This window comes from Kitasatospora sp. NPDC058444 (assembly GCF_042721415.1).
Lineage (GTDB): Bacteria > Actinomycetota > Actinomycetes > Streptomycetales > Streptomycetaceae > Kitasatospora.
This window is the reverse complement of sequence record NZ_JBHXLL010000014.1, coordinates 55,858-82,777: the sequence shown is the minus strand read 5'-3', so window position 1 is coordinate 82,777 and position 26,920 is coordinate 55,858. Positions and strand designations below refer to the sequence as shown.

At 72.4% G+C, this 26,920-nt stretch carries 25 protein-coding genes; 11 read left to right on the top strand and 14 right to left on the bottom strand.

Translation table 11 applies throughout. The features are described 5' to 3' along the window. Positions 1 to 54: 54 nt before the first annotated feature. Entirely contained in the window at positions 55 to 1,311 is a 1,257-nt protein-coding gene (locus tag ACFWP2_RS17115; RefSeq protein WP_380451867.1) for a serine hydrolase domain-containing protein, read from the bottom strand. A 299-nt stretch (positions 1,312 to 1,610) separates the two neighbouring features. Here ACFWP2_RS17115 and ACFWP2_RS17110 point away from each other — a divergent pair, with 299 nt between their 5' ends. From ACFWP2_RS17110 to ACFWP2_RS17100, 3 genes are all read left to right on the top strand, one after another. Beyond that, a complete protein-coding gene (locus tag ACFWP2_RS17110; protein ID WP_380451864.1) occupies positions 1,611 to 2,366 on the top strand; it encodes an NDP-sugar synthase in 756 nt (251 codons plus the stop codon). Positions 2,367 to 2,484: 118 nt separating this feature from the next. Beyond that, positions 2,485 to 3,027 (top strand): hypothetical protein, encoded by a 543-nt coding sequence (locus ACFWP2_RS17105; protein WP_380451862.1) that lies wholly within the window; start codon positions 2,485 to 2,487, stop codon positions 3,025 to 3,027. Next, complete coding sequence (locus tag ACFWP2_RS17100) at positions 3,028 to 6,003, top strand: M48 family metalloprotease (RefSeq protein WP_380451860.1); 2,976 nt, start codon at positions 3,028 to 3,030, stop codon at positions 6,001 to 6,003. Positions 6,004 to 6,113: 110 nt separating this feature from the next. Here the strand turns inward: ACFWP2_RS17100 and ACFWP2_RS17095 are convergent, their stop codons facing one another. From ACFWP2_RS17095 to ACFWP2_RS17085, 3 genes are all read right to left on the bottom strand, one after another. After that, positions 6,114 to 7,679, bottom strand: coding sequence for an RICIN domain-containing protein (locus ACFWP2_RS17095; protein ID WP_380451858.1), 1,566 nt, complete (start codon positions 7,677 to 7,679; stop codon positions 6,114 to 6,116). A gap of 249 nt (positions 7,680 to 7,928) precedes the next feature. Next, on the bottom strand, positions 7,929 to 8,930 hold the full coding sequence (locus ACFWP2_RS17090; RefSeq protein ID WP_380451856.1) for a WD40 repeat domain-containing protein: 1,002 nt from the start codon (positions 8,928 to 8,930) through the stop codon (positions 7,929 to 7,931). 187 nt (positions 8,931 to 9,117) lie between these two features. After that, positions 9,118 to 9,585 carry an ATP-binding protein gene (locus ACFWP2_RS17085; RefSeq protein WP_380451854.1) on the bottom strand — a complete coding sequence of 156 codons (468 nt, stop codon included), beginning with the start codon at positions 9,583 to 9,585 and terminating at the stop codon, positions 9,118 to 9,120. Positions 9,586 to 9,705: 120 nt separating this feature from the next. Here ACFWP2_RS17085 and ACFWP2_RS17080 point away from each other — a divergent pair, with 120 nt between their 5' ends. Together ACFWP2_RS17080 and ACFWP2_RS17075 are read left to right on the top strand one after the other, a co-directional pair. Then, entirely contained in the window at positions 9,706 to 10,587 is an 882-nt protein-coding gene (locus ACFWP2_RS17080) for a Scr1 family TA system antitoxin-like transcriptional regulator (RefSeq protein WP_380451852.1), read from the top strand. Continuing rightward, positions 10,584 to 10,772, top strand: a complete 189-nt coding sequence (locus ACFWP2_RS17075) for a DUF397 domain-containing protein (protein ID WP_380451850.1) — start codon at positions 10,584 to 10,586, stop codon at positions 10,770 to 10,772. The genes ACFWP2_RS17080 and ACFWP2_RS17075 overlap by 4 nt, the downstream gene beginning before the upstream one ends. Positions 10,773 to 10,888: 116 nt before the next feature. Here the strand turns inward: ACFWP2_RS17075 and ACFWP2_RS17070 are convergent, their stop codons facing one another. From ACFWP2_RS17070 to def, 6 genes are all read right to left on the bottom strand, one after another. Beyond that, complete coding sequence (locus ACFWP2_RS17070) at positions 10,889 to 12,901, bottom strand: alkaline phosphatase family protein (protein WP_380451848.1); 2,013 nt, start codon at positions 12,899 to 12,901, stop codon at positions 10,889 to 10,891. A gap of 79 nt (positions 12,902 to 12,980) precedes the next feature. Further along, positions 12,981 to 13,328, bottom strand: coding sequence for a hypothetical protein (locus ACFWP2_RS17065; protein ID WP_380451846.1), 348 nt, complete (start codon positions 13,326 to 13,328; stop codon positions 12,981 to 12,983). A gap of 168 nt (positions 13,329 to 13,496) precedes the next feature. Further along, positions 13,497 to 14,747 (bottom strand): haloacid dehalogenase-like hydrolase, encoded by a 1,251-nt coding sequence (locus tag ACFWP2_RS17060; protein ID WP_380451844.1) that lies wholly within the window; start codon positions 14,745 to 14,747, stop codon positions 13,497 to 13,499. Next, a complete protein-coding gene (locus tag ACFWP2_RS17055) occupies positions 14,744 to 15,229 on the bottom strand; it encodes a hypothetical protein (protein ID WP_380451842.1) in 486 nt (161 codons plus the stop codon). The genes ACFWP2_RS17060 and ACFWP2_RS17055 overlap by 4 nt, the downstream gene beginning before the upstream one ends. Before the next feature lie 121 nt (positions 15,230 to 15,350). Next, complete coding sequence (locus tag ACFWP2_RS17050; protein WP_380451840.1) at positions 15,351 to 15,992, bottom strand: class I SAM-dependent methyltransferase; 642 nt, start codon at positions 15,990 to 15,992, stop codon at positions 15,351 to 15,353. After that, a complete protein-coding gene (def, locus tag ACFWP2_RS17045; RefSeq protein WP_380451838.1) occupies positions 15,989 to 16,579 on the bottom strand; it encodes a peptide deformylase in 591 nt (196 codons plus the stop codon). The genes ACFWP2_RS17050 and def overlap by 4 nt, the downstream gene beginning before the upstream one ends. 49 nt (positions 16,580 to 16,628) lie before the next feature. Here def and ACFWP2_RS17040 point away from each other — a divergent pair, with 49 nt between their 5' ends. Beyond that, positions 16,629 to 17,147 (top strand): helix-turn-helix domain-containing protein, encoded by a 519-nt coding sequence (locus ACFWP2_RS17040; protein WP_380451836.1) that lies wholly within the window; start codon positions 16,629 to 16,631, stop codon positions 17,145 to 17,147. Between the two features lie 8 nt (positions 17,148 to 17,155). Here the strand turns inward: ACFWP2_RS17040 and ACFWP2_RS17035 are convergent, their stop codons facing one another. From ACFWP2_RS17035 to ACFWP2_RS17020, 4 genes are all read right to left on the bottom strand, one after another. Further along, positions 17,156 to 17,689, bottom strand: coding sequence for a hypothetical protein (locus ACFWP2_RS17035; RefSeq protein WP_380451834.1), 534 nt, complete (start codon positions 17,687 to 17,689; stop codon positions 17,156 to 17,158). Positions 17,690 to 17,848: 159 nt separating this feature from the next. Then, positions 17,849 to 18,784 carry a hydroxymethylbilane synthase gene (gene hemC, locus ACFWP2_RS17030; RefSeq protein ID WP_380451832.1) on the bottom strand — a complete coding sequence of 312 codons (936 nt, stop codon included), beginning with the start codon at positions 18,782 to 18,784 and terminating at the stop codon, positions 17,849 to 17,851. Between the two features lie 168 nt (positions 18,785 to 18,952). Then, on the bottom strand, positions 18,953 to 21,262 hold the full coding sequence (locus ACFWP2_RS17025; protein ID WP_380451829.1) for an FtsX-like permease family protein: 2,310 nt from the start codon (positions 21,260 to 21,262) through the stop codon (positions 18,953 to 18,955). Beyond that, on the bottom strand, positions 21,259 to 21,984 hold the full coding sequence (locus tag ACFWP2_RS17020; RefSeq protein WP_380451827.1) for an ABC transporter ATP-binding protein: 726 nt from the start codon (positions 21,982 to 21,984) through the stop codon (positions 21,259 to 21,261). The genes ACFWP2_RS17025 and ACFWP2_RS17020 overlap by 4 nt, the downstream gene beginning before the upstream one ends. A 118-nt stretch (positions 21,985 to 22,102) precedes the next feature. Between ACFWP2_RS17020 and ACFWP2_RS17015 the strand changes: the two genes are divergently transcribed. The 5 genes from ACFWP2_RS17015 (at position 22,103) to ACFWP2_RS16995 (ending at position 26,909) form a co-directional block, all read left to right on the top strand. Continuing rightward, on the top strand, positions 22,103 to 22,957 hold the full coding sequence (locus tag ACFWP2_RS17015) for a sensor histidine kinase (protein WP_380451825.1): 855 nt from the start codon (positions 22,103 to 22,105) through the stop codon (positions 22,955 to 22,957). 11 nt (positions 22,958 to 22,968) lie between these two features. Continuing rightward, complete coding sequence (locus tag ACFWP2_RS17010) at positions 22,969 to 23,724, top strand: response regulator (protein WP_380451823.1); 756 nt, start codon at positions 22,969 to 22,971, stop codon at positions 23,722 to 23,724. 188 nt (positions 23,725 to 23,912) lie between these two features. Next, positions 23,913 to 25,118, top strand: a complete 1,206-nt coding sequence (locus tag ACFWP2_RS17005) for a cytochrome P450 (protein WP_380451821.1) — start codon at positions 23,913 to 23,915, stop codon at positions 25,116 to 25,118. Between the two features lie 49 nt (positions 25,119 to 25,167). Further along, on the top strand, positions 25,168 to 26,325 hold the full coding sequence (locus tag ACFWP2_RS17000) for a type III polyketide synthase (protein ID WP_380451818.1): 1,158 nt from the start codon (positions 25,168 to 25,170) through the stop codon (positions 26,323 to 26,325). Continuing rightward, on the top strand, positions 26,325 to 26,909 hold the full coding sequence (locus tag ACFWP2_RS16995; protein ID WP_380451816.1) for an NUDIX domain-containing protein: 585 nt from the start codon (positions 26,325 to 26,327) through the stop codon (positions 26,907 to 26,909). The genes ACFWP2_RS17000 and ACFWP2_RS16995 overlap by 1 nt, the downstream gene beginning before the upstream one ends. The last annotated feature ends 11 nt before the right edge of the window (positions 26,910 to 26,920 follow it).

Here is a 26,920-nt window from a genome sequence, read left to right as displayed (position 1 = left end):
CCGCCTCCCCCTGGCGAGCCAGCCGGGCGTCAGCCCTGAGACCGAGAGCGGCCGTCAGCCCTTCGCCCCCAGGCCGAAGGCCGACGTCAGCAGTCCGATGGCGTACGGCGTCGCGGTGCCGTCGACGGCGGTCGGGTCGACCGAGTACACGACCTTGCGGGCGAGGTCCCGGGTGGCGAAGACGCCGCTGGTGGAGCCGGGCCGGGAGCCGGTCTTGCCCCAGGCGACGATGCCGCCGGCCGCGAGGCGTTCGAGCCCCATGCTCATACACGCCGTGCCGCCCGGGCAGTGGCCGCTGTCCGCGGTGACGGGCACGTCCGGGACGGTGAACAGCTTCTCCTGCTCGGCGGGCGGGAGGAGGCGGCCCTGGAACAGGGCGGTCATGAAGCGGTCCAGGTCGGGGGCGCTGGAGATCATGCCGCCCTCGGCCCAGGGCCACGGGCTCTGCTCGGTCACGTCCGCGCGGTGCGAGCCGCCGTCGGCGTCGGGGACGGTGAGGTACGGGCGGGTCGCGGGGTGCCGCAGCGCGGGGTCGTCGGCGTCCGGGAGGGAGGTGTCGCGCAGGTTGAGCGGGCGGATGATCCGGTCGCGCAGCTCGTCGGTGTAGCGGTGGCCGGTGACCTTCTCGACGACCAGCCCGACGACGAAGGTGTTCATGCCGTTGTACTGCTGGGCGGTGCCCGGGGCGAAGACCAGTGACTGGCCGGCCATCGTGGCCACGATCTCCTGGGGGGTGGGCGCGTCGAGCCGGTGCTGCTCGAACCAGCCGGTGGTGCCGTCGCCCCAGAACGTGTTCTCGCCGCTGGGCAGTCCGCTGGTGTGGTTGAGCAGCTGCCCGACCCTGACGTCCTGGAACGGGAAGTCCGGGAGGTACTGCCGCACGTCGGCGTCGAGGTCGATCCTGCCCTCGGCGGCGAGTTGGAGGACCACGGTGGCGGTGAAGACCTTCGAGATCGACCCGATCCGGAACCGGCCGCGCGGGTCCACGGCCGTGCCGCCCTCCGCCGAGGTGCCCTCGAACCTCCCGGTGGAGCCGGTGACCCGCACGAACGCGGCGGAGACGTCGGCGGCGGGCCGCCGGGCGAGGGCGGCCCGGATCGCCGCCGGGTCCACCGGCGGCAGCGCGGACGGGTGCTGCGACGCTGCGGCCGAGGAGGTGCCGACGGCGGGCGCGGCGGCGAGGGCGGGCGTGCCCACCCCGACCGTCAGCGCGGCCGCCAGGGCGCCGGCGGCGGCCAGAGCGGCCCAACGGGTGCGGTGCGTGTGCGCGTTCGTGTGCGCGTTCGCGTGCTCGTTCGCGTGCTCGTTCACGTGCGGTCGGCTCCAGGCTGGTCGTCGTCCGGGCCGGTGGTTCCCGGCCCCGGCGACGAGTCTTCCGGCCCCGCCCGCCCGGGACATCAGGGGCGGGGGGCCGCCTCCCCCTGATCTTGCGTCAGGGTTTGCCCGGAGGAAGCGGAGCAGGAAGTCGGGCGGGCCGACTTCCTGTGCGGCAGAGCCTCCGTTCCCCGACCGAACACGCCCGGGCGGTGATTCCCCGGCGAACGGGTCGGGTAGCTCTCCACGGTGCGTCGCGGGCCACCCGCGTCGCCGTCGCCCCCGGGAGGTCGGGAATGTGCTCACCGGAGGCCGCTCCCCCGGTCCGTCAGGCCGTGATCCTCGCCGGCGGACGCGGCAGACGCCTCGCCCCGTACACGGACCTGTCCCCCAAGGCGATGGTCGAGGTGAACGGCACACCGCTGCTGCGCCACCAGCTCGACCGGTTCGCCGCCGCGGGCGTGGAGTCGGTGGTCGTCTCGGCGGGCTACCGCGCGCAGGTGATCACCGACTACCTGCGCACCGCACGTCCGCCGGTCCGCACCACCGTGGTCGTCGAGGACCCGCCGCTGGGGCGGGGCGGCGGACTGAAGCTCGCGGCCCGGGCGCTTCCGGCGCCGCGGGAGCCGTGGTTCGCCGTCTACGGCGACATCTGGGCCGAGTTCCCCCTCGCCGCGCTGGGCGCGCACCACGTTCGGTGCGGGGCCCTGGCCACGGTCGCCCTGGTCCCGCCCCGGCTGCCGAAGGGCACGGTCGTCTGCGACGCCTCGGGGAGGGTCGCCGAGCTCGCCGCGCCGCCCCCGCCCGGCTGCACGGTCAACGGCGGCGTGTACGCCTTCGCGCCCGGCGTCGTCCCCCTGCTGCCGGAGGACGGGGACCACGCGGACACGACCCTGCCCCGGCTGGTGCGACTGGGGCAGCTGGCGGGATTCCGCGCCGACGGCTTCTGGTGCGCGGTGAACACCCCCGGGGACCTCCGGGAGTTGCGGGCCCGCGTCGCGGCGGCGGGAACCACCGGACAGCCGGAAAACCGGGCCGGGCAAGGCCCGTGAGCAGATGGAGCGGGCTCGGGAAAAGTCCTGTCAGACCGTCACATCCCGTGCCACAGTGGACGATCCGGCGAGCCGACCTCGTGCGCGCCGGAAGGATTCTCGAAGGTCTGGGGGACGAGTGGGATCCGCAACGGACATGACGGGCGACGGCCGGCCGACCGTGCTGGTACGGGACGTGGTGCGGTCGGTCGTGGAGACCCTCGCACCGGACGAGCTGTTCCTGGTGGATGGCCTGCGCCGTTTCGACGACGCCACCGTGGTGCGGCGGTTGAGCCGCGGCGGCGGGCGGCGCGAGCCGCTCGGGTTCGGCATCGGGGAGGTCGCCGCCCTGGTGACGCCCGTCGTCTGGCTGGTGCTCGACGAGGTGGCGCAGCGGATGGTGGCCACGACGGTGGACCGTGCCTCGCAGGGGGCGACGGGCCTGCTGCGGCGGCTGTTCCGGCGGCCGGCCCGCGCGGCCGAGCTCCAGCCGCTGACCAGGGAGCAGCTGGTCGAGGTGCGGGCCCTGCTCCTGACGGCGGGCGAGCAGCGCGGTCTCCCGCCCGATCTCACCGAGGAGCTCGCCGACAGGGTCGTGTCCCGGCTGGCCCTGTCCCCCGCACCGGAGCCTCCCGCCGACCCCACCGGCCCCGCCGACCACACCGGTTCCGGGCAGGACTAGGTGAACGCCGCCGGGGCACCGGTCGCGGCACCGGACGGAGCACCGCCCGGACGGCCGCGGATCGACGAAAGGGTCCTCGGTGCGGGCACGGGCCCCCGGTTCGTCGTCCTGCTGCTCCTGATGCTCACCGCCGGCGGCGCCATGATCCTCGAAGTGGTCAGGGCCCTGGCCGACGGGGACGAGAGCGGGTGCAGTCTCGCCGCGGGCGTGGACCCCGCCGACGGCAGCTACTGGAAGGCGTCGCTCAGCGTCAGCGGCCAGGTCACCGCCGCCCGCTTCTGCCTGTCCCTCTGGGCGCCCGCGCCGCCGTGGTGGCTGGTGGCCGCCTGGCCGCTGCTCCTGCTGGTGGTGGCCGCCCTGCTCTTCGCCGCACTGCCGCGGTGGAGGACCCGGCGCAGCCGCGTCATCCCGCTGGCCGCGGTGGATCCGGACGGCGAACTCCTCACCCTGCTCACCGAGCTGTGCACGACGGTGGGCGTGGCGCCGACGCCCCGGGTGGTGGTCGACCCCGCCGCCGCCTCGGTCAGCGCGGTGGTCTTCGGCCGCACCCGCCGCCCGGTCGTCTGCCTGCACGGCGGCCTGCTCGCCGTCCGGCACCGCGATCCGGAGCGGTTCCGGGCGGTGCTGCTGCACGAGCTCGCCCACATCGCCAACCGGGACGTCACCCTGACGTACGCCACGGTCGCCCTGTGGCGGGTCTTCCTCGCGCTGGTGCTGCTGCCGTACGTGCTCTGCCTGGGCTACGTGATCTACGGCGTGGTGGCGGACGGCCGGGTGCCGCAGCTGGACCGGGCCGGGGCGCTGGCCGTCGTCATGGTCGTGCTGCTGTACCTCGCCCGCTCCGACGCGCTGCGCAGCCGGGAGATCTACGCCGACCTGGCCGCCGTCCGCTGGGGCGCGGACCCGCACGGCTGGACCGTCAACGCCACGCCGCCCGCGAGCGCGGTGCGCCGCACGCTCGACGCGTTCCTCGACCTGTGGCGCACCCATCCGCGGTGGGGCCTGCGCCAGGGGGCCCTGGTCGATCCCGCCCCGCTGTTCCGCACCGCGGTCCTGCCGCTCTTCCTCATCGGCACCGTGCCCGTCCTGGCCGTGCAGCAGGTGCTCCGGCAGATCGCTCTGTACCGCGTGAACTTCACCAACAACCTGATGACGGTGCTCGTCATCGTTCCCGGTGCCCTGGTGACCGCCGTGATCGTCGTCGCCCTGTGGCGGGCGGTGGTGTACGCCGTCCTGACCGGAACCCGGGTGCCCTCCGGGGCGTGGGCCGGCGGGTGGCTGGGCGCCGGCATGTCGGCCGGCCTGGTCCTCAGCGGCTGGGGCGCGGGCTGGGCCTGGCAACCGCAGCGGCCGCTGGTCCTGCTGGTACCGGTGGCGGTGGGAGCGGCCTTCGGCTGGTGGACCACCCAGTGCGCGCACCTGTGGACCCGTACCTCGCGGGGTCGGACCCCGCGCCCCGCGCTCGCGCTCTGCCTGGCCGCCGGCTGCGTCGCCATGACGTCGTGGCTCACCTGGTGGATGCTCGCCGGAGCCTCGGCCCTGAACCGGGACGATCCGAGCGCCCAGGCCGTCGCCCAGGCCATCCTGCAGTGGCTTCCCTCCAAGGCCCCGACCGGGGACCTGACCAGGATTCCCGGCCTCGCCACCGTGCACCCACAGCTGTCGAACATCACCGAAACACCCATGGGCTCACTGGCCGTCATCGTCCTGTGGGTGGTGCCGCTGCTCGCCTGGGCATCCGGCACGGCGGGCTGGACCCCGCGGTGGATGCCGGACCGGGCGCCCCGGCCGGACGGTCCCGTGGCGCCGCTGCGCCGGGTCATGCTGCCCGGACTGCTGGGAGGAGCACTGGCGGGCCTGGCCGTCGTCGGCGTCCAGGCCTGGATCCACACCGGGCAGCCGGGACCGGACGCGCGGGGCGGGCTCTACGCCCTGCGGTACGCGGGCCTCCTGCTGCTGGCGCTCTGCCTGCCCGCCGGCCTGGCCGCCGCCGTGGCGAGCGCCGCGGACCGGCGTTTCCGACTGCTGGGCGCCCTGATCGCCGCCGAGACGGCGGCCCTGCTGGGGTTCGCCACGGTGACGCTCCTCGTCTCGGTGGACGGCTGCGTCACCCCGCTCGCCGTCCTCTCGGACAGCTGCGCCTGGCGGCCGGCCTGGTGGAGGCCCTTGTTCCCGTTCACGTACGTACTGAACAACGCGCTCGCCCTCTCCGGGCTCACCGCCGTCCTCGCCGCGCTCACCGCCGGCGCTGTCACGGCCGTCCGCCGTCGACGGCCGTCCGCCGCGCCCTCCACCGGCCGCCCCGACACCCGGGCTCGCGAACCGCGGGCCCCTGGACCGCGCGCCCGCCGCCTCGCGGTGATCCTGCTGTGCGTCGTGGCGGTCGTGGGCACCGCGACGGACGGCGGCTTCAGGAGGTACCAGCTGGGCTTCATGGTCAACCAGCTCACCACCCAGCGCTCCCTGGTGCAGGCCTGGGGGCTCCCGGACCCACCGCTGTCCGACCTCACCCGCTCGCGGCAGATCCTGGCCTGGTACCGCCTCAGCGGCAAGGACCTCATCGACATGGCGGTCTCGTACGACAGCCGATTGACCGCCACCATCCGGGAGGCCCAGGCCGCCAAGGACAGTTGGGACGCACTGGACCGCCGCCTCCGGCCGGCCTGCGCCCGCTGGGAGAACGCCGCCTGGTTCGAGACGGTCTGGTTCCGCGTGCCCGCCGACCCGCACCTACGCGCCGACTGGCACGCGGTGACCACCAAGGCGGACGACGGCAGTCGCCGCTGCGCCCAGGCACTGACCGCCCACGACGAGGGCGGTCTGAAAAGCGCCCTGCGCGACCTGATGGCGGCCCGCCGCTGCGCGGAATCGGTCAACGCCGGGATCGACGGGATCCTCCGCGCGGGCGGCTTCCGGGGCACCACCCGCCCGCCCGCGAAGGGCACCGCGGCGGTCTGCGACCGCCCGCCCTCCTGAGTTCCGTCCGGCCGGTCGTGTGCCGGGCCGGATGGCGAGGGCTGCTGCGGTGACCGTGCCGGGCGTGAAGCCGGGGGCCGGCGGAGCCACTGAAGGAGTGCCGTGCCTGTCTACGGAAGGACGGCCCAGCGCTGGGTCTTGTTCGTGCTGCTCGCCTGCATGACGGTCGCCGCCTGGGTGCTCGTGGTGGTGAGGACGAGGCCGGTCGCCTGACAGGTGAAGGTCAGGGTGCCGCTGTCGTTCTGGGTGACCGTCCACTTCTGCTTCGCGTCCGCGGGGTCGAACGTCTGGAGGCCGGTCTGGTTGTACTCCCCGAAGGACGTGAGGGCCCGCGGGGTGGGACAGCCGTCGGAGATCCGCACCGTGCCGTCCGCGTTGGCGTCCAGCTTCCAGCGCTGTTCGGGGACGGACGCGTCGTAGGCGGTCATGCCGGTCTCGTGGGTGCTGCCCACCCAGCACCGGTCCACCCGCCTCAGTGCGAGGTTGTTGCCGTTGGTCAGGCCGTGGTACTTGCCGTCGCCGATGACCGTCACGGCGTAGTGGACGGTGTGTCGGGCCGGTTGGTCGAGCGCCGTGCCCGTGGTGGCGAGCGGCGGGTTGGCGGCGGGCCGGACGTTCTTGTAGTACTCGGCGAAGCCGGCCGGGCTGTTCGCGGTCAACGCCTTGATGGTGCCCTCCCAGCCGCCGTCGACCTGGCGCCAGAGGTCGAGCAGCGAGCCGGCCACGTTTCCGGGCACCTGGTCCCCGGTGTCCCAGCCGCCACCGTAGACGTAGGCGCTGCTGTTCCCGTCCGCCCAGACGTACCGGTTGTCGCCGAGCAGGTAGGCGGCGGTGGCGTTGGCGAAGCCCTCGGCCCACGCGCAGGGGCGGGAGCTGGCCGCCCAGATGATGTTCGGCGTGCAGATGCTGTTGGGCGGCCAGGCGCCGTTGTAGAGACGGTCCATCAGGAAGTGGCCGCCCTCGTGCAGGACGACGTGCTCGGCGTCGGGGTCGGCGTCGGGGAGGTAGACCGTGTTGTCGAGGCCGTATCGCGGCCCGTCGGTCGAACCGGGGTACCACTTGACGGTGAGCTCGGTGCAGGCCGAGTTGTCCGGCTCGTGCGTGCTCCAGCACAGGCTGACCGGGTTGGTGCGGTTCCACCACAGCAGGTTGAGGGTGTCGAAGGCGTGCCAGGCCCGCGAGGCCTGGGCCGGGGGCTTCAGGACACCGAGGGAGGTGCTCGCGGAGACGTTCGCCAGGACCTGCGAGTTCAGGGTGTACGTGGTGCCGTTGGCGTCCGCGGTCCTCCACAGCCGGGAGCTCTCGGCGTCGAACCGCACCCACATGCTGCTCATGGTCGTCGTGGTGGTGGGGGTGTAGCAGAGGTTGTAGGAGCCGTCGAGGTACGAGGTGTAGTCGTAGACCACGTTGACGTTGAGCCGGCGCGCGGGGTCGGTGGGCTTCTCGCGGCCCCACAGCTGGACGTTGGCGTTGCGGACGGGCTTGGTCCGGATGGGCTTGGACGGGCCCTCCTCGGCGGCCTGGTAGTCGAAGAGGAGCTGGCCGCTCAGACAGATCGGGTTCGCGGCGACGGCCGCGGCGGGGGTCGCCACGAGCGGGACGGCCGCCACGGCGGCGAGGAGTGCGGTGCCGAGCGTGGCGATGCGGGTCAGGCGCGTGCGCAGGGGTATGGCCATCGCGGTCCTCTCCTGGGGCTTCGTCGGTGTCCGGCGCGAACTCCCGGCGCACACGGCGACGGTGGCGGGCGAGGCGTGGACAAGCGGACCGACGCCGCCGTGCGTAGGTGATCGTTCCGGTTAGCATGTCCATGATCGGCGTGCGGTCCGGCTCGCGGAAGGAGCGCGCGGAAGCGCGCGCCGGGCGCACGGCCACAGCCGTCCCATCTGCCGCTCGGGCAACCTGCCCTTGCTCCGTGCGGGCCGACCCTAGGCCGGCCAAGGTGCTCCGCTGAACGCGTCGAAGCGCCAGATCCCGTGGATGCCGGCGACGAACAGAGCCGTGCGGCCTTGGACTTCGAGTGTGCACACCGCCAGCGTCCCGTCCCCCTCCCACCACCGCACCGGCTCGCCCAGCCGCTCGCCGCTCGCGGCGTCGTAGCGGTGCAGGTGCTCGGAGGAGACCACGAGGACCGAATCCGCCCCTCGGCGGGCGACGCACACGCCCACCACACCGCCCTCGTGGCACAGGACCGTGCCGAGCGACTCGCCGCCGGCGGCGTCCAGCCGCTGGAGCGTCCTGCTGTTGCTCCCGACGGCGAGGCGGACGCGGCCTTCCACCTCGTACGGGACGATGTGCCGGATCCAGGCCTGCCGTGGTTCTCCCACCCTCCTGACCAGGCGGCCCGAGCGAACGTCCCACAGCCACACCCGGTTCTGCCGGTCCCCGCAGGCGAGGTGCGGGTCGCCCCCGATCTCGTACACGGCGAGCGACGCGATCCCCGCCGGATGCCTCAGCGGCCGGCCGACCTCGCAGCCCGAAGCGGCGTCGTAGCGGCGCACCAGGCCGTCGCTGTCGCCGATCGCCAGCACCGTCCGGCCGCCCTCGCGGTACGACGCGACCGAGTTCATCGGCGCGGCGGTCGACCGCCACCGGCGCGTTCGAGGCCTGAAGTCCTGGTGGGCGCGTTCTCCGGAGGCCAGGTCCCACTGCCGCACGACCTGGTTGTCGTGAGCGGTGACCAGCACCGGACGACCGCCGTCGGGCCGGTAGACGTGCGAGGCGACGAAACCGCCCTTCAGGTGCCAGTCCTCGACGCCGAAGGCCGCGATCTCGCTGCCGTCGCGGGCGTCGATCACTCCGATGCCGCGACTGCGGTGAGCGCTGACGCGGACGACCACCGGGCGGCCGGCGATGTCCAGGCCGTAGAGCCTGGTGTCGGGATGCCACCCCTCCCGCCAGGCGACGAAGGGATCCTCCGGTGACGACACAAGCCCACCCCACTCCACGTCACGGTGCCGGTGGAGTTCGTCGGCACCGGTCGACGAGTGATCATGGCATGAGCTGAGCACGAGACATTCGGACGGAGAGAAGAAGAGGAGGAGTGGGAAGTCGGTCTGGCCGACTTCCCACTCCTCGGCGGTTCACGGGGTGGGGTGGTCCCCGGTATGGCGGGGTTCAGGAGGCGTCCGGAGTGGCGGCGGGGACGAGGTCGAGCTCGGCCCAGACGGTCTTGGAGTTCGGGTGGCGGGGGATGGTGCCCCAGCGGTCGCAGAGGGCGTCGATGAGGGTGAGACCGCGTCCGGTCTGGGAGTTGGGGGTGTGGACGGTGGGGAGGACGGGGAGCCTGTCACCCCGGGGGTCGCTGATCTCGATGCGCAAGGTGGTACCCCGGCGCACGGAGGTGGTGAGCGAGAGGTGAAGCTCGAATCCGCGCCCCGCAATGCGTCCGTGCGTGATCGCGTTCGCCGCCAGTTCGGCGACGATCAGGAGCGCGCAGTGGAAGGGCTCGGTGTGCGTGGAGTTCAGCTCCCAGTCGGTGAGTTGACGCCTCGCCAGGCGACGGCAGGTGGCGGCGCCCTTGGGGGAGGCGGCGAAGAGGACGGTACGGGACCGGGGGTTGTCGAGGGGGATTTCGGTCGTCATGGGAGATAAGCGTGGCGGGACGGAAGTACCCTGACCAGGAACTCGGCAAGCACGGAGAGTGCCTGTACGGGTGCGGACAGCCTTTTGTTTCGTGGCTCAATCACAGACGGGGTGGTCGCGATGGGTGCGGCACGCAGGAGCGACTCGGGCGACGTAGAGCGGACGGAACTGTCCGAGGACCTGACGGAGGTCTCGGACTTCTTCCGTGCGATCGGCAAGCAGATCAAACTCCTACGGGAGCAAGCGGGACTGACACAGAAGCAGCTCGGCGAGATCGTCGGCTACGGAGAACAGCTGATCAGCGCGGTGGAGCGTGGCGTGCGAACCCCACAGCCCGAGTTGTTGATCGCAGTGGACAAGGCTCTCAACGCCGGTGGCCTGCTGGCCATCGCGGCGGATGACGTGATGAAGGCCCGGGCCAAGGCGCGATTGCGCCACCCGGCGTGGTTCCGAGGCTATGTGAGCTTGGAGGACGTGTCGATCGAGACGCACAACTACGCCACGCTCGGCATCCCCGGGCTGCTTCAGACCGAGGCTCACGCGCGAGCGGTCTACGAGATGAGGCAGCCTCCCCTGGCCGAGGATGTGATCGACATGCGGGTGGCGGCGCGAATGGCACGCCAGGAGGTGCTGACCCGCTGGCCTCGAGGAATGTTCAGCTGGGTGATCGACGAGAGCGTCCTGCGCAGGCCACTGGGCGGCTGGGACGTACACACCGCTCAGCTCCACCGCCTCATGGAGGTCGGCCGGATGCGCGGCATGGTCATCCAGGTGCTGCCCCTGAACAGAACCGAGCACGCCGGGATGGGTGGACCGTTCATTCTGATCACTCCCAAAGGTCGGCCCCAGCAGGGCTACGTCGAGGTGCAGACGAGCAGTAGGCTGATCACCGATCCGGACGAGGTCCAGATCCTGAACGCGCGCTACAACATCCTTCGGGCGCAGGCTTACGATCCCGAGGAGTCCCTGGCCTTGTTCGAGAAGATCCTGGGAGAACGATGAGCACCGAGCCGGCATGGTTCAAGAGCAGCTACAGCAGCAACGAGGGCGGCGAGTGCGTCGAGGTCGCCGAGACCCCCGGTGCCGTCCGCGTGCGTGACTCCAAGGACAAGAGCGGCCCCCAGCTGGCCTTCGAGCCGACCGCCTGGGAGGCGTTCGTGACGTTCGCCGCCACCACCGAGGTCTGACCGACCGGACCTCCCCTCAACGGCCCACCGCCTTCCCGGCGGCGGGCCGTTGGCGTACCGTCCGACACCTGGCCCCACTCGACAGATCCACCTTGTACGGGCCCGCCCGTCGCGTGTCAGCCGCTGACGCTCTCCTTGCCGTTCTCGATGTGCCCCATGAAGCGGCGCCGGTAGGAGGAGTCCTGCCCGACGGTGAGGGTCAGGTCGTACCAGCCCTGGGCGTCATCGGTCTTCCAAGTCACCGCTACCGGTTGCCCGTTCGCGGGAACGTCGTGCTCCTGCGCGGCGGCCTTGCTGTACGCGTTCGGCGCCAGCTTCACCTTGACGGCCGACGTGCCCCGGTTGGTGATCGAGAGCTTCAGCTCCCGCGTGGCCCCGTCCACCGCCGTGGCGACGTCGACCAGCGCCGCGTCGCCCGTGGTCTTGCCCGCAAACTCGCGCCGGAAGCCGTTCGGACCGACCAGCGTGAAGTTGTACGCACCGCCCCTCACCGGAACGGCTTCGACGGCCGCGCCGAGGACGTCGAAGTGCTGGGGGACGTCGTACTCGCCGGCGTACGGGTAGAGCGCGAGGTGCACGCTGGCCTTGCCGCTGTTGTCCATCCACAGGGAGAACTTCTGCCCGTCGAAGTCGAGCGCGCCGTGGGCGTCGGGCTGGTACGGCAGCGGCCGCGCCGGGCGGGGTCCGGAACCCTTGTACGGCTTCGCGACGGCGGCGCTGCGGTCGAAGTCGAAGACCGACGTCAGGTCCCCCGCCACGGTGCGACGCCACCGGCTGATGGCCGGCTGGTGCACTCCGAGCCACTTCTCCAGGAAGCGGACCTGCGAGGTGTGGTCGAACACCTGGGAGTTGACGTACCCGCCGACCGTCCACGGGGAGACCGCGATCATGGGCACCCGCGCCCCCAGTCCGATGGGCAGCTTCCCCACGAACTCGTCGTCCCACCGGCTCGCCGGCACCGGCGGTGGCACGTGGTCGAAGAGGCCGTCGTTCTCGTCGTAGCTGATCAACAGGATGGTGGAGTCCCACACCTCGGGTTTGGAGGCGATGGCATCCAGGACCTGGTAGACGATCTGCTGGCCGAAGCCCGGGGACGAGTTCCCGGGGTGCTCCGAGTCCCGCGCCGAGGAGACCAGGTACGACACCTGCGGGAGCTTGCCCGCCGTGATGTCGTCCTTGAACGCCTGGACGAAGCCGCGGATGTTGTCGACGCCGCCTCCGTTCTTGCTGGGCCGGTGCCGGCGCAGCGCGCGCTCGAACAGGCTCCGGTCGGCGCCGGAGAGCTTCTTGACCTGGGCGTCCAGGGCGTCGAGATCGGGTTGGCTGATGTCGTCCGGCCCGGGAGGATGTCCGTCGTCGTCCACGGGGTGGTAGAAGTTGTACGTGCTGGCGTAGGTCTTGGGCATTCCCTTCAGGACGGCGGCGGCGATCCGTCTGAACCTGTCGTGGAATTCCAGGTTGTTGTCGTAGAAGTTGTCCCACTCCTGGTAGACCTGCCAGGACACGCCGTTGGCTTCCAACAATTCCGGATAGCTCGTCCAGTTGTAGGCCGCGGTGTTCCCCACGACCTTCTCCCGGTCGTGGGCTTCGCCGCCGGTCACTCTTTTTCCCGTGGGTTCCCAGCCGCCGAATCCGGAGAAGAGGAAATTGCGGTTGCTGGTGGTCTCTCCCATCACGGACGAGTGGTAGCCGTCGCAGATGGTGAAGGCGTCAGCCAGTTTCCGGTAGAGCCCGACCACCTCGGGCTGGTCGTAGTAGCCCATCGTGTCGACCGTCTTGGCCGCCACCCAGCAGTCGTACCAGCCCTCGTGCCAGGCCTTGTGGCCGCCGCCCCAGTCGTGATTGAGGCCTCTGTCGACATCCCCGACGGGAACGTCCCACTGCTCGGGCCCCTTGGAGTCCGGCTGCTCCAGGACCGACTTCTTGCCGTCGGACTGGAGAACCGTGTTGCGGTCCTCGAACCCCCGCACGCCGGGGAACCCCTTGCCGAAGTAGTGGTCGAACGAGCGGTTCTCCTGCATCAGGAGGACTACGTGCTTGACCGCCCCGAGCCCTCCGGCCGGCGGCTTGCGTTTCATCGCCTCGATCACCGAGGGCGGAAGGTCGGGCGGGACCGTTTTGTCGGACATTCTCGTCTCCCTGGGTGCAGTCGTGGCTCCACGGGCCGCCCGGCCGATGTCCGGCCGGGCGGCCCGCCTCTGCGAACCGTCAGCTCTCGGTGAGGCTCGGCCACTCGCTGAGCGGGCCCGGGCCGTAGGTCTTCGTGTCCACGTGCGGTTCGCCGTTGGCCACGTTGATGCGGACGTACTGGCTGCCGGAGAAGACCCAGTACTCGTTGCTGCCGTCCGGGACCTTCATCACGGCGTCCACCGTCGTGAAGCTGGACAGACTGGGCCAGTCCGTCGCGATCGAGCTCTCGAAGAGCAACTTGTCCCCGTACGGGTGCGTGCTCTCGACCACGATCTCGATGCGCCGGTACTTGGTACCGGAGAACACCCAGAATTGGGTCGGCTGGTCGGGCACGGCCATGACCGCGTCGATGTGACTGAATCCCATGATGGATCCCTCTCAGGGGAAGTGTGTTTTTCGGTGCCCGGTTTCCGGCATCGTTGACCATGCCTCAGCACCACCGTCAGCGTACGCCCGATCACCGCGCGTCGCATTTTCTGGAAAGCCACAGAAGTTCGTACAGGATTCACATTTCCGGGGAGCAAGATTTCCTTGTCAGTCGACGGAGTCGACCTGGTCGGGAATCACCTGGCCGTCGTCGTCGAGCACCGGCCCCGCCGTGCCGTCCGGCCCGGTGTAGGCCGTGGTGGAGCAGGGGTACCGGCAGGGCAGAGCAGGAAGGGGGTCGATGAACATCGGGTTCACCAGCCACCTCCCGTCCGCGTTGCGGTAGGCGTGGCACATCAGCTCGGCAGCCTGCCGGTTGATGGCCAAGCGGAGTCCCGTCGCGTCTCCCACGAAGGTGACGTCGGTGGTGGAGTCCCCGGCGGCGAACGCCTGCCGCTCGGTCTCGGGCGCCCGCTGGAAGGCGGCCTGGCCCTGGATCCCGAGGATGTCCTGGTTGATGAAGCAGCGTTTGCCGTCGATGTAGGTGATCACGGAGTCCGCCGGCGCGCCGCCGCAGTCGGCCAGGTGAGCGGTCAGTCGGCCGTTCTCGGTCTGGTTGCGGATCCCGATCACCTGGTCGGCGGCGAACCCGAGGTCCTCCGCCCACACCCGCACCACGGGTTCGGGGGAGGCGGAGACGACCCGCACGTCGAAGCCGGCCCGCCGCAGCGTGCCGACCAGATCGCGCATGTGCTCGTAGTACCGCACCCAGACGGTGCGGACGGCCTGCGCCGAGTCCGACGGGGAGGCCGCCAGGCTCTCCGCGCGGGCCGCGCGGGCGAAGGCCGTGACTTCGTCGACGGTGTGCCCGGCGAGGAGCTGGGCGCCCCACGCGTAGGCGGGGTTGATGCGCCGGTGGTCGAAGCCCGCGAAGGCCGCCGCACCACCGGTGGTGGCGTGCTCGCCGTACACGGAGAGGATCTCGGCCGCGCATCCGGCGTCCGTGTTCGTGGGGAGCGGGTTCCCGACAGCGGTGGCGTCCCCGCAGGCCTTGCTCAGGGCCGCGACGGCCTCGGAGGTCAGGTAGCGGCTGGTGGTCGACCAGTCCTGGCCGACAGGCTGGAGGATCTCGTCGTTGCGCAGCAGCCACGACATCGTCGCGTCGCCGACGTCGTTCTTCACCAGCGTGTTGTCCCAGTCGAACAGGGCCAGCGGGTGCGCGTCGGGATCGGCGCAGCTGCCGGACGCGTCGATGAAGTCCTGGAGCTTCCGCCGGTTGTCCGCGTGCCAGGTCAGACCGGTGTCGAGCGTCGGACAGTTCGCCGCCGCGGCGGGTGGGGCCGAGGCGAGGGCCGGCATCCCACCCGCGAGGACGGCGACGAGTGCAGCGGTGAGGACCGCCCGACGAGGAGCCCTCATGAAGCGGCGGGCTTGCGGTCGAGGTAGATGTGCGTCGTGGTGGTCGCGTCGTCCTGCTTCTTGCTGACTCCGGCGTTCAGATCGGCATCGATCCTGCTGTAGCCGGACGGCGGGTCGACCTTCTTGTCGCCTTCGCGCCAGGACGCGATCCGCAGGTCCTCGATCGGCTGGTGACCGGCGACGGCCGTTCGGGTCACGGCCATGAAGAGCGGATGGGGCTTCCCCGAGTCCGCATCCACCGCGCCCTTGTTGAGGTCCACCGGGATCTTCTGGTAGCCCGTGGGCGGCTTCTCGTCCCCGACGAGGATCCGGATGTCCGTGATCGGGCGGTCCTGGTCCCACCGCTCGTAGGCGAGGTAGAGGAAGTCGCCCCCCACGCCTTTGTTGAGGTCGGTGTCGAGCTTGTGCCAGCCGGTGGGGACGGGGACCGGCTTCTCGTCGTAGCCGACGAGGATGTTCACGTCGGTGATGTACTGGCCCATGGGGATGCTCCTTTGACCGGGCCGGGGATTGGTTCGATCGTCCCCGACCCGATCCCGGCCCGCGCGAGTGCCTGAACTGTCCAGGTGAACCAGGAGGCACCACGCCGCTCGGAAAGCGGCCTCAGCGGTGTGCCAGCAGGCAGGCGTAGGAGCGGGTTTCTTCCTGCGGGTGCGGCTGTTCCACTCGCGCCGTGACGCTGAACCCGGCCGCCTCCAGCAGCTCGACCAGGCGCGCCACCGGTACCAGGTACGAGGCGTACGACACCGCGTGGCCGTACGCCCGGGCGTGGTCCAGCCGGACGTCACCGGCGTGGCCGCCGAGGAGCAGATGGCCGCCGGGTGCCAGTACGCGGTGGAACTCGGCGAAGAGCGCGGGCAGTTGATCCGCCGGGGTGTGGTGGACGGAGTACCAGGCGAGGATCCCGCCGAGAGTCCCGTCGGGAACACCGAGGTCGTCCATCGCCCCTTGCAGGAAGCGCAGTTGGGGGTGGGCCCGACGGGCGAGCGCGACCATCTCGCCCGACACGTCCACCCCGAAGGCCGACAGCCCCAGCCCCGTCAGGTACGCCGTCACCCGCCCCGGCCCGCAGCCGAGGTCCGCGACCTCGCCGCCACCCGTCTCCCGGACCAGTTCCGCGAAGGCGGCGAGCATCGCCCTTGACACCGGGTCCATGCCCTCCGGCGGGACGACGAGGCGGAGGTAGTCGGCGGCGACGGTGTCGTACGCCGCCCGGACGGCGGCGAGGTGCGCGGGTTCGGTCATCGCGCCTGCTTGGCGGCCTTGGCGGCGCGCTCGGCGAAGACCTTCTCCCGTCGGTCGGCGGTCTGCTTCAGCATCCGCTTGCGGTCGCGGGCGGAGAGGCGGTCGATGTAGAGCCCGCCGTTGAGGTGGTCGGTCTCGTGCTGGAGGCAGCGGGCGAAGTAGCCGGTGCCCTCGATCACGACCGGCTCGCCGTGCTGGTTGAACCCGCGCACCACGGTGCGGGCGGGGCGTGCGAGCTTGGTGCTCGCGCCGGGGACGGAGAGGCAGCCCTCGGCCTCCTCGATGAGCGCGCGCCCGGGGTCCTGCTCGTCCGTCACCGGGTTGAGGACGTGGCCGGTGTGCCGGACGCCGTCGTCGTCGGGGCAGTCGTAGACGAACAGGCTCAGGTCCACGTCCACCTGGTTGGCGGCGAGGCCGCAGCCGTCGGCGACGTGCATGGTGGCGAACATGTCGTCGATCAGCCGGGCCAGGCGCTCGCTGCCGAAGTCCTCCTCGGTGGCCGTGCGGCAGGTGCGGCCGAGGATCTCCTCCCCCACCTCGGTGATCCGCAGGACGGTCGGGCGTTCGCGCAACTCGGACACAGGCACTCCCTCGATGGACTTGCTGTCGACTTTGCAAAGTAGCAGACTTTGCAAAGTGACCGAAGACCTCGTCAGAACCGGCCCCCTCCCCGAACACGCCGTCCGCACCGCGCTGCTGGAACTGCTCGCCGAGCACGGCACCGTCACCTCCACCGAAGCCGCCGCCCGGCTCGGCCTCAGCTCGGGGCTGTGCTCGTTCCACCTGCGGCAGCTGGCCCGGTACGGGCTGATCGAGGAGGCCCCGGCCACCGACGGGCGGGCCCGGCCGTGGCGCCTGCCGACCGCCCAACATCCGTCACACGAGGCCGAGTTCGGCGAACTGGCGCGCGGCCTGGAGGACGAGAGCCACCAGCGCTGGCTCGCCCGGCGCGCCGAGGCCCCCGCCGAGTGGCAGCAGGACGAGGCCTTCAGCGCCGTCGTCTACCTGACGCCCGAGGAGCTCACCGCCGTCGGCGAGGCCGTCCGCCAGGTGCTCGCCCGCTACCGGGGCCGCGAGGCCGACCCGGCCGCCCGGCCCGCCGGGGCCCGACCGGTCGCCGCCGTCACCCGGCTCTTCCCACTGCTCGACCGGTAGCCAGTCGTTCAGACGGCGCGCGAACGCGCCCGCGCCGCGCGCACCAGCGGCCCGGCCACCAGCCCCAGCGCTGCTCCCAGGGCGATCCCCTGCGCCCCGTCCCAGACGTCCTGCACGTCACACGCCCGCCCGATCGCCGGCACCGCGAAGTGCACCGCCGACACCGCGAACGGCAGAGCCGCCGCACCCAGCAGCGCCACCACCGCCCGCCGCCGCGTCCCGGCCAGCGCGGCCGCGAAGCCGACCGGGGCGTAGGTCGCCAGCTTCAGCTCGATGTGCCGCACGTGCAGCAGCTCGTACGGCGAGCGCGGCCGGCCGCCGTCCACCGCGCAGTGCCGGACGGCGCCCTCGGTGAGCCGGAAGGCGTCCGGCAGCAGCGTCGCCACGACCACCCCGCCGAGGCCGAGCAGCAGCACGAAGCCCACCGCCCAGTGGGCCCGCAGCAACCGCCCCACCGGCCGGTTCCACAGGGCCGCGGGCACCAGGGAGAGCAGCAGCCCGGGCCAGAACATCGGCATCCCGCCGAGCACCGCACTGATCACGCCTCAAACGGACGCCCCGGACCCCCGCCCGGTTCTCCGCGGGGCGGGGAAAACCACCGGACCGTCACCGCACGGCCACCGAGGCGCGCCCACCGCCAGGGCCACCAGGGGCCCGCGGCACGGCCTCGGATCGCGGCGCCCCCTGGCCCGGATGCCGGGTCAGTGCGGGATCGAGGAGATCAGCTCCTGGGCGCCCTGCCGCTTGAGCGCCAGCGCCACCGACGTCCCGAGGTCCTCCGGGCTGAGGGCGCCCGCCCACTCGTGGGCGTCCAGCACCTGCTTGCCGTCCGGGGTGAAGACACGGCCGCGCAGCGAGAGGCGGCCGTCCCGCTCGGCCCTGGCGTAGCCGGCGATCGGGCTGTTGCAGTGGCCCTGGAGCGCGTGCAGGAACATCCGTTCGGCCGCCGCCTCGCGCCAGGTGTCGTGGTGGCCGAGGCCGGTGACCGCGTCGATGGTCGCGGTGTCGCCCTCGCGGCACTGCAGGACGAGGATGCCCGCGCCGATCGGCGGGCACATCGCCTCGATGCCGAGCACCTCGGTGATCCGCCCCTGCTCGCCGATCCGCTCCAGGCCGGAGACGGCGAGCAGCAGGGCGTCGACGTCCCCGGCGTCCAGCTTGGCGAGCCGGCTGTTGGCGTTGCCGCGGATCGGGACGCACTCCAGGTGCGGGTGGGAGGCGGCGAGCTGGGCGACCCGGCGGACGGAGGAGGTGCCGATCCGGGTGCCGGGCGGGAGGGCGGCCAGCGGCAGGCCGCCGGGGTGGACGAGGGCGTCGCGGATGTCGTCGCGGCGCAGGTAGGCGGCGAAGACCGTGCCCGCCGGCAGCGGGCGGTCGGCCGGGACGTCCTTGAGGCAGTGGACGGCGACGTCGGCCTCTCCGGCGAGCAGCGCGGCGTCGACCTCCTTGGTGAAGGCGCCCTTGCCGCCGAGCTGGGCGAGATCACCCGTCCAGCGGTCGCCCGAGGTGGTGACGGGCACCACCTCGGTGCGCAGGCCCGGCCGCAGGGCGGCGAGTTCGGTGCGGACCCGCTCGACCTGGGCGAGCGCCATGGGCGAGGAGCGGGAGACGATGCGGATCAGCTCAGCGGTGGCCATGGCGCGATGATAGGCGTCCTCACACCGGTGATTGAGCAGGTGTCAGCCGAGTGACGCACGCGGCGGACGATTCGGCACGTTGGAACAAAGCGGCCGGCCTGTCGGGGTCCCCGACCGGCCGGCCGTCACCGCCGCGCGCGGTGCGTCCGTCACCGACGCGCGGCGCGGTCACTCGTTGTGGAGCACCTCGGCGATCGGCAGCCGGGCCGCCGAGCGGGCCGGGACGAGCGCGCCGAGGACGGCGATCACCACGCCCGCGAGGGCGAGGCCGGTCAGCAGCGGGGCGTTCCAGACCTCGATCGTCGTCTCCGGGAAGACGATCGTCCCGACGTTCTCGACGATCAGCCGGTGGGCCACCACCCCGACCGGGATGCCGACGATCCCGCTGACCGCGCCCTGCCAGGCCACCGAGGTGACCGTCATCGCCACCACCTGCCGGGGTGTCATGCCGATCGACTTCAGCATGCCGAGGTCCCGGCGGCGCTCGCGGACGGTGAGCAGCAGGGTGTTGAAGACGCCCAGCGAGGCGACCACCGACAGCAGCACGGTGAAGATCGTGGTGAAGGCGATGACGGCGGCGATCGGCCCGCCGACCTCGGGCGCGAACACCGAGGGCGACAGGCTCGGGTCGGCGTCCGTGACCGCCTTCCGGTAGGCCTCGGCGTCGGCGCCCTCGGCGAGCCTCACGTCGTACTCGACCACGTGGGGGTCGTCGGTGAGCGCGGCCCTGGTGGCGTCGTTGGAGGTGAACGCCCGGGCGTTGCCCTCGGATTCCTCACCCACGATGGTGACGGACAGCTGCCGGCCGTCCAGGAGCAGGGTGAGCCTGTCGCCGACCTCGAGCCCGTGCTGCCTGAGGAAGGACGGGCCGGCCTCGATCTCGCCCGGGCCGGTCGCCGGGCGGCCCTCCACCACGTCGAGCCGCTTGGAGTCGACGGCGTCGTCGCCGCCGTAGAAGTTGGCGAACACGGACTGGGGCTGACCGACCAGCCCGACCTGGACCAGTCCGCGCGTGCTGACCCGTTCGGCGCCGGGGGTGGCGCGCAGCATCGTCTCGGTCTGGGCCGGGGTGAGCTTCGGTTCGTTCCCGTTCCCGCCGAAGTGGGCGGTCTTCACGTTGACGTGGGTGTGGCCGTCGGCGTGGTCCACCAGCCGGGTCAGGGTGGTGCTCAGACCGGCCGTCATCGTCACGGTGACCACGCCGAGCACGATCGCCGCCATGGTGAGCGCGGTGCGGGCGGGGCGGGCGAAGGGCTGGCCGAGGCCGAGGCTGACGGCGCGCGGCAGCCGGGTGCCGCTCAGCCACCGCTGGACCTTCAGCCCGCGGCCGTTGCGCGGCGCGCTGCCCGCCGAGATTGCCTGGGCGGCGGAGAGCCGGTGGGCGCGGGAGGCCGGGACCAGGGCGGCGAGGACGACCAGCAGCGGGACGCCGACCAGGGTGGCGAGCGGCAGCCAGCCGGCGGGCCGGATCACGGCGGTGCCGGTGACGATGCCGGAGAACGCGGACCGGAGGATCGGGAAGGCCGCCAGCCAGCCGGCCACCGTACCGAGGACGGTTCCGGCGGCGGCGGGCACCGAGACCATGGTCAGGTAGACCGTCACCACCTGGCGCGGGGTGAAGCCGATGGACTTCAGCACGCCGATGTGCCGGTAGCCGGAGACGACCGCGCCGCTCACCACGTTGCCGACGATCAGCGCGGAGACGACCAGGCCGAGCAGGCCGAAGACCGTCATCAGCGGGAGGTAGGCGTCCGCGCCCGCCGAGAAGGCCTGCTTGAGCACCAGGTACGACTGGACGCTGACGGCGGCGTCCGCCGGCAGGCCCTCGGTGGCGGTGGCCAGGGCCGAGGTGAGCCGCTGCTCGTCGGGGGCGTCGGTGAAGCGGTAGAGCATCTGCCGGGCGGTGGGGTGCAGGGCGGCGGCCTGGTCGGGGGTGATCCAGCCGCCGGCGCTCTGGCTCATGCTGGTGGCGAAGCCGACGACGGTGAGCTGCCGGCCGTCGCCGATGGGGATCGGGGAGCCGAGGAACGTGTCGGCCGCCGCCCCGAACGGCTGGTTGACGACCACCTCGCCGGGGGCGGTGGCCCAGCGGCCGGCCAGCATCTCCACCCGGTCCACCGGCCCCGCCGGGTCGGCCCGGCCGACCAGGGTCAGCGGTCCGGGCGGGCGGCCGAGCGAGTCGGCGGTCAGCTCCACCATGACCTGGTCGAAGGGGCCGGCGGCCGCCTCGACGCCCGGCCGGTGGGCGGTGGCGGCCAGTTGCCCGGCGGAGGCCCCGGCCGGGTCGAAGGCCGCCACGACGTGGGCTCCGCGCTGCTCGCCGAAGGCCGCGTCGAAGGGGGCCCGGGCGGCGCTGATCACCGCGAGGGCGAGCAGGACGGTCGTGGTGGCGCAGAAGACGACCAGGCCGATCACGACGGTCTGCACGCGGCGGCGCTTGACCGCCGCCCGGGAGGCCCGCCACACCGCCCCGGTCACGACTGCGGCTCCAGCGTCCGCTCGTTCGCCACGCGCCCGTCCGCGACCTCGACCAGCCGGTTGGCGCAGCGGGTGGCCAGGCTGGGGTCGTGGGTGACGATCAGCAGGGTCTGCCCGATCTGGTTGAGGTCGATCAGGAGGTCCATCACCTGCTCGCCCGAGCGGCTGTCCAGCGCGCCGGTGGGCTCGTCGGCGAGCAGCAGGGCGGGGCGGTTCATCAGGGCGCGGGCCACCGCGACGCGCTGGCGCTCGCCGCCGCTGAGCGTCGCCGGGTAGACGTCCTTGCGGTGGGCGACGCCGAGTTCGTCCAGCAGCTCCAGGGCCCGGCGGCGGGCCTGGCGGGCGCCGGTGCCGGTGAGCTGGGCGGCCAGGGCGACGTTGTCGAGGGCGGGGAGGTCGTCGATCAGGTTGAAGAACTGGAAGATCATGCCGATGTGGCGGCGGCGGAACAGGGCCAGGCCGTTCTCGTTCAGCCGCCCGAGGTCCTGCCCCTGCACCCGGACGGTGCCGGCGGTGGGCCGGTCCAGCCCGGCCACCATGTTCAGCAGGGTGGACTTACCGCACCCCGAGGGGCCCATCACCGCGACCGCCTCGCCGGCGCGGATCCGCAGGTCGAGGCCGTCGAGCGCCTTGGCGTCGCCGAATTCCTTGTGCACCCCGGACAGCTCGACGACGACCTGCGCGTCGCCCGGCCGGGTGGTCCCGTCGTGGTCGTTGCTCATGGTGGACGACGGTAGGCGCGGGGCCGCCGCGGGCACGTCCCACCCCGGATGTAACCGAGGGCGGCCGTAGTACCCGGGATGTACGGCGGCGGCACCCCCGGATGATGTGGATCATGCCGTGACCTGGGAAGCTGACGTCGTGTGGGCAACGGGGTGGGAGTGGGCGGCCGTCGCGACGGCCGGTGCGGCGAGCACGGCGGCCGGCTGGCTGGCGGTGGCGCTCGCCCGGGCGCGGCGGCAGCACCGGGCGGCCATCGGCGAGCGCGGCTGGCTGCTGGAACGGGAGCGGGAGAGCGCCGCCCGGACGGCGGTGGACGCCGAACGGGCCCGGATCGCCGCCGAGTTGCACGACATCGTGAGCCACAACGTGAGCCTGATGGTGGTGCAGGCCGGGGCCGCGCGCGAGGTGCTGGCCACCATGCCGAAGGAGGCGGCGGCCTCGATGGCCGCGGTCGAGGCGGCCGGACGGGACGCGATGACCGAGCTGCGGCACCTGCTCGGACTGCTCGCCCCCGCCGCGGACGGCGGCGAGGAGCCGGCCGCGGACGAGTTCGCGCCGCAGCCCAGCCTGAGCCGGCTGAGCCCGCTGATCGACCGGTTCGCCTTCGCCGGGCTGCCGGTCGAGGTGCGGATCTCCGGCGAGCCGCGGCCGCTGCCCGGCGGCATCGACGTGACGGCGTACCGGATCGTCCAGGAGGCGCTGACCAACGCGCTCAAGCACGGGGACGGGGTGACGGCGGAGGTGACGGTGCGCTACGCGGACCACTACCTGCGGGTGGAGGTGCTCAACAGCGGCCCGAGCGTGCTCTCCGGCGCGGCGCCGGCCCCCGCGCGGGAGCGGGCGGACGGCGCCGGGCGCGGGCTGCTCGGCCTGCGCGAGCGCGTCGCGGTGTACGGCGGGGACCTGGACGCCCGGCGCCGGCTCGGCGGCGGCTTCCGGGTCCGCGCCCGGATCCCGCTGGACCGGCCGTGACGGAGGGGACCATGGAGCAGGGGAACGGACCGGGGGAAGAGCACGTGGAGCTGGGCAACGGACCGGGGGAAGAGCACGTGGAGCGGGAGCGCCGGCCGCGGGTCGTGATCGCCGACGACCAGGAGCTGGTCCGCACCGGCTTCCGGATGATCCTCACCGCGCGCGGCATCGACGTGGTCGCCGAGGCCGGCGACGGCGCCGAGGCGGTGGCCGCCGCCGTGCTGCACCGCCCCGACGTGGCACTGCTGGACATCCGGATGCCGACCATGGACGGTCTGGAGGCCGCCCGGCGCATCCTGGCGCAGGTGCCCGGCTGCCGGGTGATCATGCTGACCACCTTCGACCTGGACCACTACGTCTACGCCGCGCTGTCCGCCGGGGCCAGCGGCTTCCTGCTCAAGGACGTCACCTCGGCCCATCTCGCCGCCGCCGTACGGCTGGTGGACACCGGGGATGCGCTGCTCGCCCCCTCGATCACCCGGCGCCTGGTGGAGCGCTTCGCGGCCGGGGCGCCGCGCCCGGCCCCGGGCACCGACGGCCCGCCGCTGCACCGCGACCTCGCCCCGCTCACCCCGCGCGAGGCGGAGGTGCTCGCGCTGCTCGGGCGCGGGCTCTCCAACACGGAGCTGGCGCGCGAACTGACGCTCAGCGAGTCCACGGTGAAGACCCATGTGGCCCGGATCTTCGCCAAGCTGAACCTGCGCGACCGGGCGCAGGCGGTGGTCCTCGCCTACGAGACCGGGCTGGTCGCTCCGGGTGGCGGCTGACCGTCAACTCGCCCTCCCCGTGTGCCGATTCGCGTGACTATCATCCGAATCTCACTCCTTGGAGTTAACTCTTCACCGAATTCCCCTTTTTGCCAGTTCATGGGGCACCATCTGCATGTCCACGCCCGAACCTGACCACCGTCCTCGGGCGCCACCCCCCGGCATGACCACAACCCTTGGATCGGCCCGTGACCACCAACCCCACCGTGTGGGACTGCCCCTTCCACCACACCGACGGCCTGGAGTTCGACCCCCTCCTGAAGCGGCTGCTCACCGAGGCCCCGGTCGCGCGGATCCGGCTGCCGCACGGCGAGGGCGAGGCCTGGCTGGCCACCCGCTACGAGGACGTCAAGGTCGTCACCACCGACCGCCGGTTCAGCCGCGCCGCGGGCATCGGCCGCGACCTGCCCCGGATGACGCCCGCCCCGATCGCCCAGGCCGAGGCGATCAACCTGATGGACCCGCCCGCCCACAACCGGCTGCGCCGGCTGGTCGCCCAGGGCTTCACCAACCGCCAGGTCGAACGGATGCGCCCGGCCACCCAGCGGACCGTCGACGGCTACTTCGACGAGATGACCGAGCACGGCGCCCCCGCCGACCTCATGCACCACCTCGCCAACCGCCTCCCGCTCACCACCATCTGCGAACTGCTGGACATCCCCGCCGCCGACCGCGCCGAACTGCGCGGCCACGCCGTGGCGATGATGCGGATGGGCCCCGGCAGCCGGGACGGCCAGGAGGCCGCCAAGACCGCCCTGCGCGGCTACTTCACCGAGCTCACCGCCGAACGCCGGGCACACCCCCGCGAGGACCTGATCAGCGCCCTCGCCACCGCCCGCGACGGCGACGAACTGCTCGAGCCGGACGAACTGACCGTCATGGCGATGGTCCTGCTGGTCACCGGCCACGACACCAGCACCTACCAGCTCGGCAACCTCACCTACACCCTGCTCACCCACCCCGAACAGCTCGCCAAACTGCGCGCCCAGCCGGAGATGCTGCCGCGCGCCCTGGAGGAGCTGCTGCGCTTCATCCCGTTCCGCCAGGGCGTCGGCATCGCCCGGGTCGCCACCGAGGACGTCGAGCTCGGCGGCGTGCCGATCCGGGCCGGCGAGGCCGTGCACGTCTCCTACCTCACCGCCAACCGGGACCCGGCCTTTTACGAGCGCCCCGACGAGCTGGACCTCGACCGCGGCGCGCCCACCCACATGGCCTTCGGGTACGGCCAGCACCACTGCCTCGGCTCGCACCTGGCCCGGATGGAGCTCCAGGTCGCCATCGGCACCCTGCTGCGCCGCTTCCCCGGGCTGCGGCTGGCCGCCGAGCCCGCCGAACTCGACTGGAACTCCGGCTCGATCTGGCGCTTCCCGCGCACCCTGCCGGTGGCCTGGTAGCCCGCTCCCCTCAACCCACCGTTCCCGCAGCACTGGGGAGACCCACACCATGGCAACTCTCTGCCGCCCGGCGATCGCCGTGCCCGAGCACGTCATCACCCTCGACCAGACCCTCGACCTGGCCCGCACCCTGCACGCCGGGCACCCCCAACTCGGCCTGGCACTGCGGCTGATCGAGAACACCGGGGTGCGCACCCGGCACCTGGTCCAGCCGATCGAGCGGACCCTCACCCACCCGGGCTTCACCGTCCGCAACGAGGTGTACGAGCGCGAGGCCAAGCGGCGCGTCCCCGAGGTGGTCGAACGCGCCCTCGCCCACGGCGAGTTGACCGCCCGGGACATCGACCTGATCGTCTACGTGTCCTGCACCGGCTTCATGATGCCGTCGATGACCGCCTGGCTGATCAACACCATGGGCTTCCGCTCCGACACCCGCCAGGTGCCGATCGCCCAGCTCGGCTGCGCGGCCGGCGGCGCCGCCGTCAACCGGGCCCACGACTTCTGCCGCGCCTACCCGGGCGCCAACGTGCTGATCGTCGCCTGCGAGTTCTGCTCGCTCTGCTACCAGCCCACCGACCTCGGCGTCGGCTCACTGCTCTCCAACGGCCTGTTCGGGGACGCCGTCGCCGCCGTGGTGATGCGCGGAAACGGCGGGTACGGCGTGCAGGTCGAGCGCAACGGCTCACACCTCGTCCCGCACACCGAGGACTGGATCTCCTACGGGGTCAAGGACACCGGCTTCCACTTCCAGCTGGACAAGCGGGTGCCCGGCACCATGGAGATGCTCGCGCCCGCACTGCGCGGCCTGGCCGGGGAGCACGGCTGGGACGTCTCCGGGCTCGGCTTCTACATCGTGCACGCGGGCGGCCCGCGCATCCTGGACGACCTGTGCCGCTACCTCAACCTGGAGCCCGCCACCTTCCGCTACAGCCGGGCCACGCTCACCGAACGCGGCAACATCGCCAGCGCCGTCGTCTTCGACGCCCTGGCCCGGCTGTTCGCCGACGGCGGCGTCCCCGAGGGCACCACCGGCCTGATCGCGGGCTTCGGACCGGGCATCACCGCCGAGATCTCACTGGGCAGTTGGGTCGGCGCACCCACCGACGCCCTGCGCCCGCGCCGCCCTCGCGCCATCGCCACCTCCGACATCGCCCTCGTCCATCCGACCGCCTCCCGCCGTTTCCCGACCGGCACTACGATCTCCTGATGACTGACACCACGGACCGCACCGACACCTCTGCCAGAGCCGCCCAACTCGCCGCGCGGTTCCCGGCGTTGCACGCGCCGCAGTACTGGAGCTGGGGGCGGTTCGACGCGCAGTTCTCCACCGAGCTGCCGCCGGACGCGCTGGTCACCAACATCCACCTGGTCGGCTTCGCGGACGGCGGGGTGGTGCTCTGCCGGGACGACCGGGACCACTGGTTCCTGCCCGGCGGCACCCGGGAGCAGGACGAGAGCATCGCCGCCTGCCTCGCCCGCGAGCTGAACGAGGAGGCGGGCGCCCGGCTGCTCGGCGAGCCGCACTGGCTGGGCGCGCACCGCTGCCGCACCGAGGACCCGGTGCCGTACCGGCCGTGGCAGCCGCACCCGGAGAAGGCCTGGCTGTGGGGCTGGGGCGAGGTGGCGCTGGACTCCGCGCCGACCAACCCGGCGGACGGCGAGCAGGTCGTCGAGGTGCGCGCGGTGCCGCCCGCGGAGGCCCAGCGGCTGCTGCTGACCGGGCACGACGCCTGGTGGGGCGAGCTGGTCACGCTGGCGGTGGAGCTGCGCCGCCGGGCCGGACTGGGGTGACGGAGCGGCCC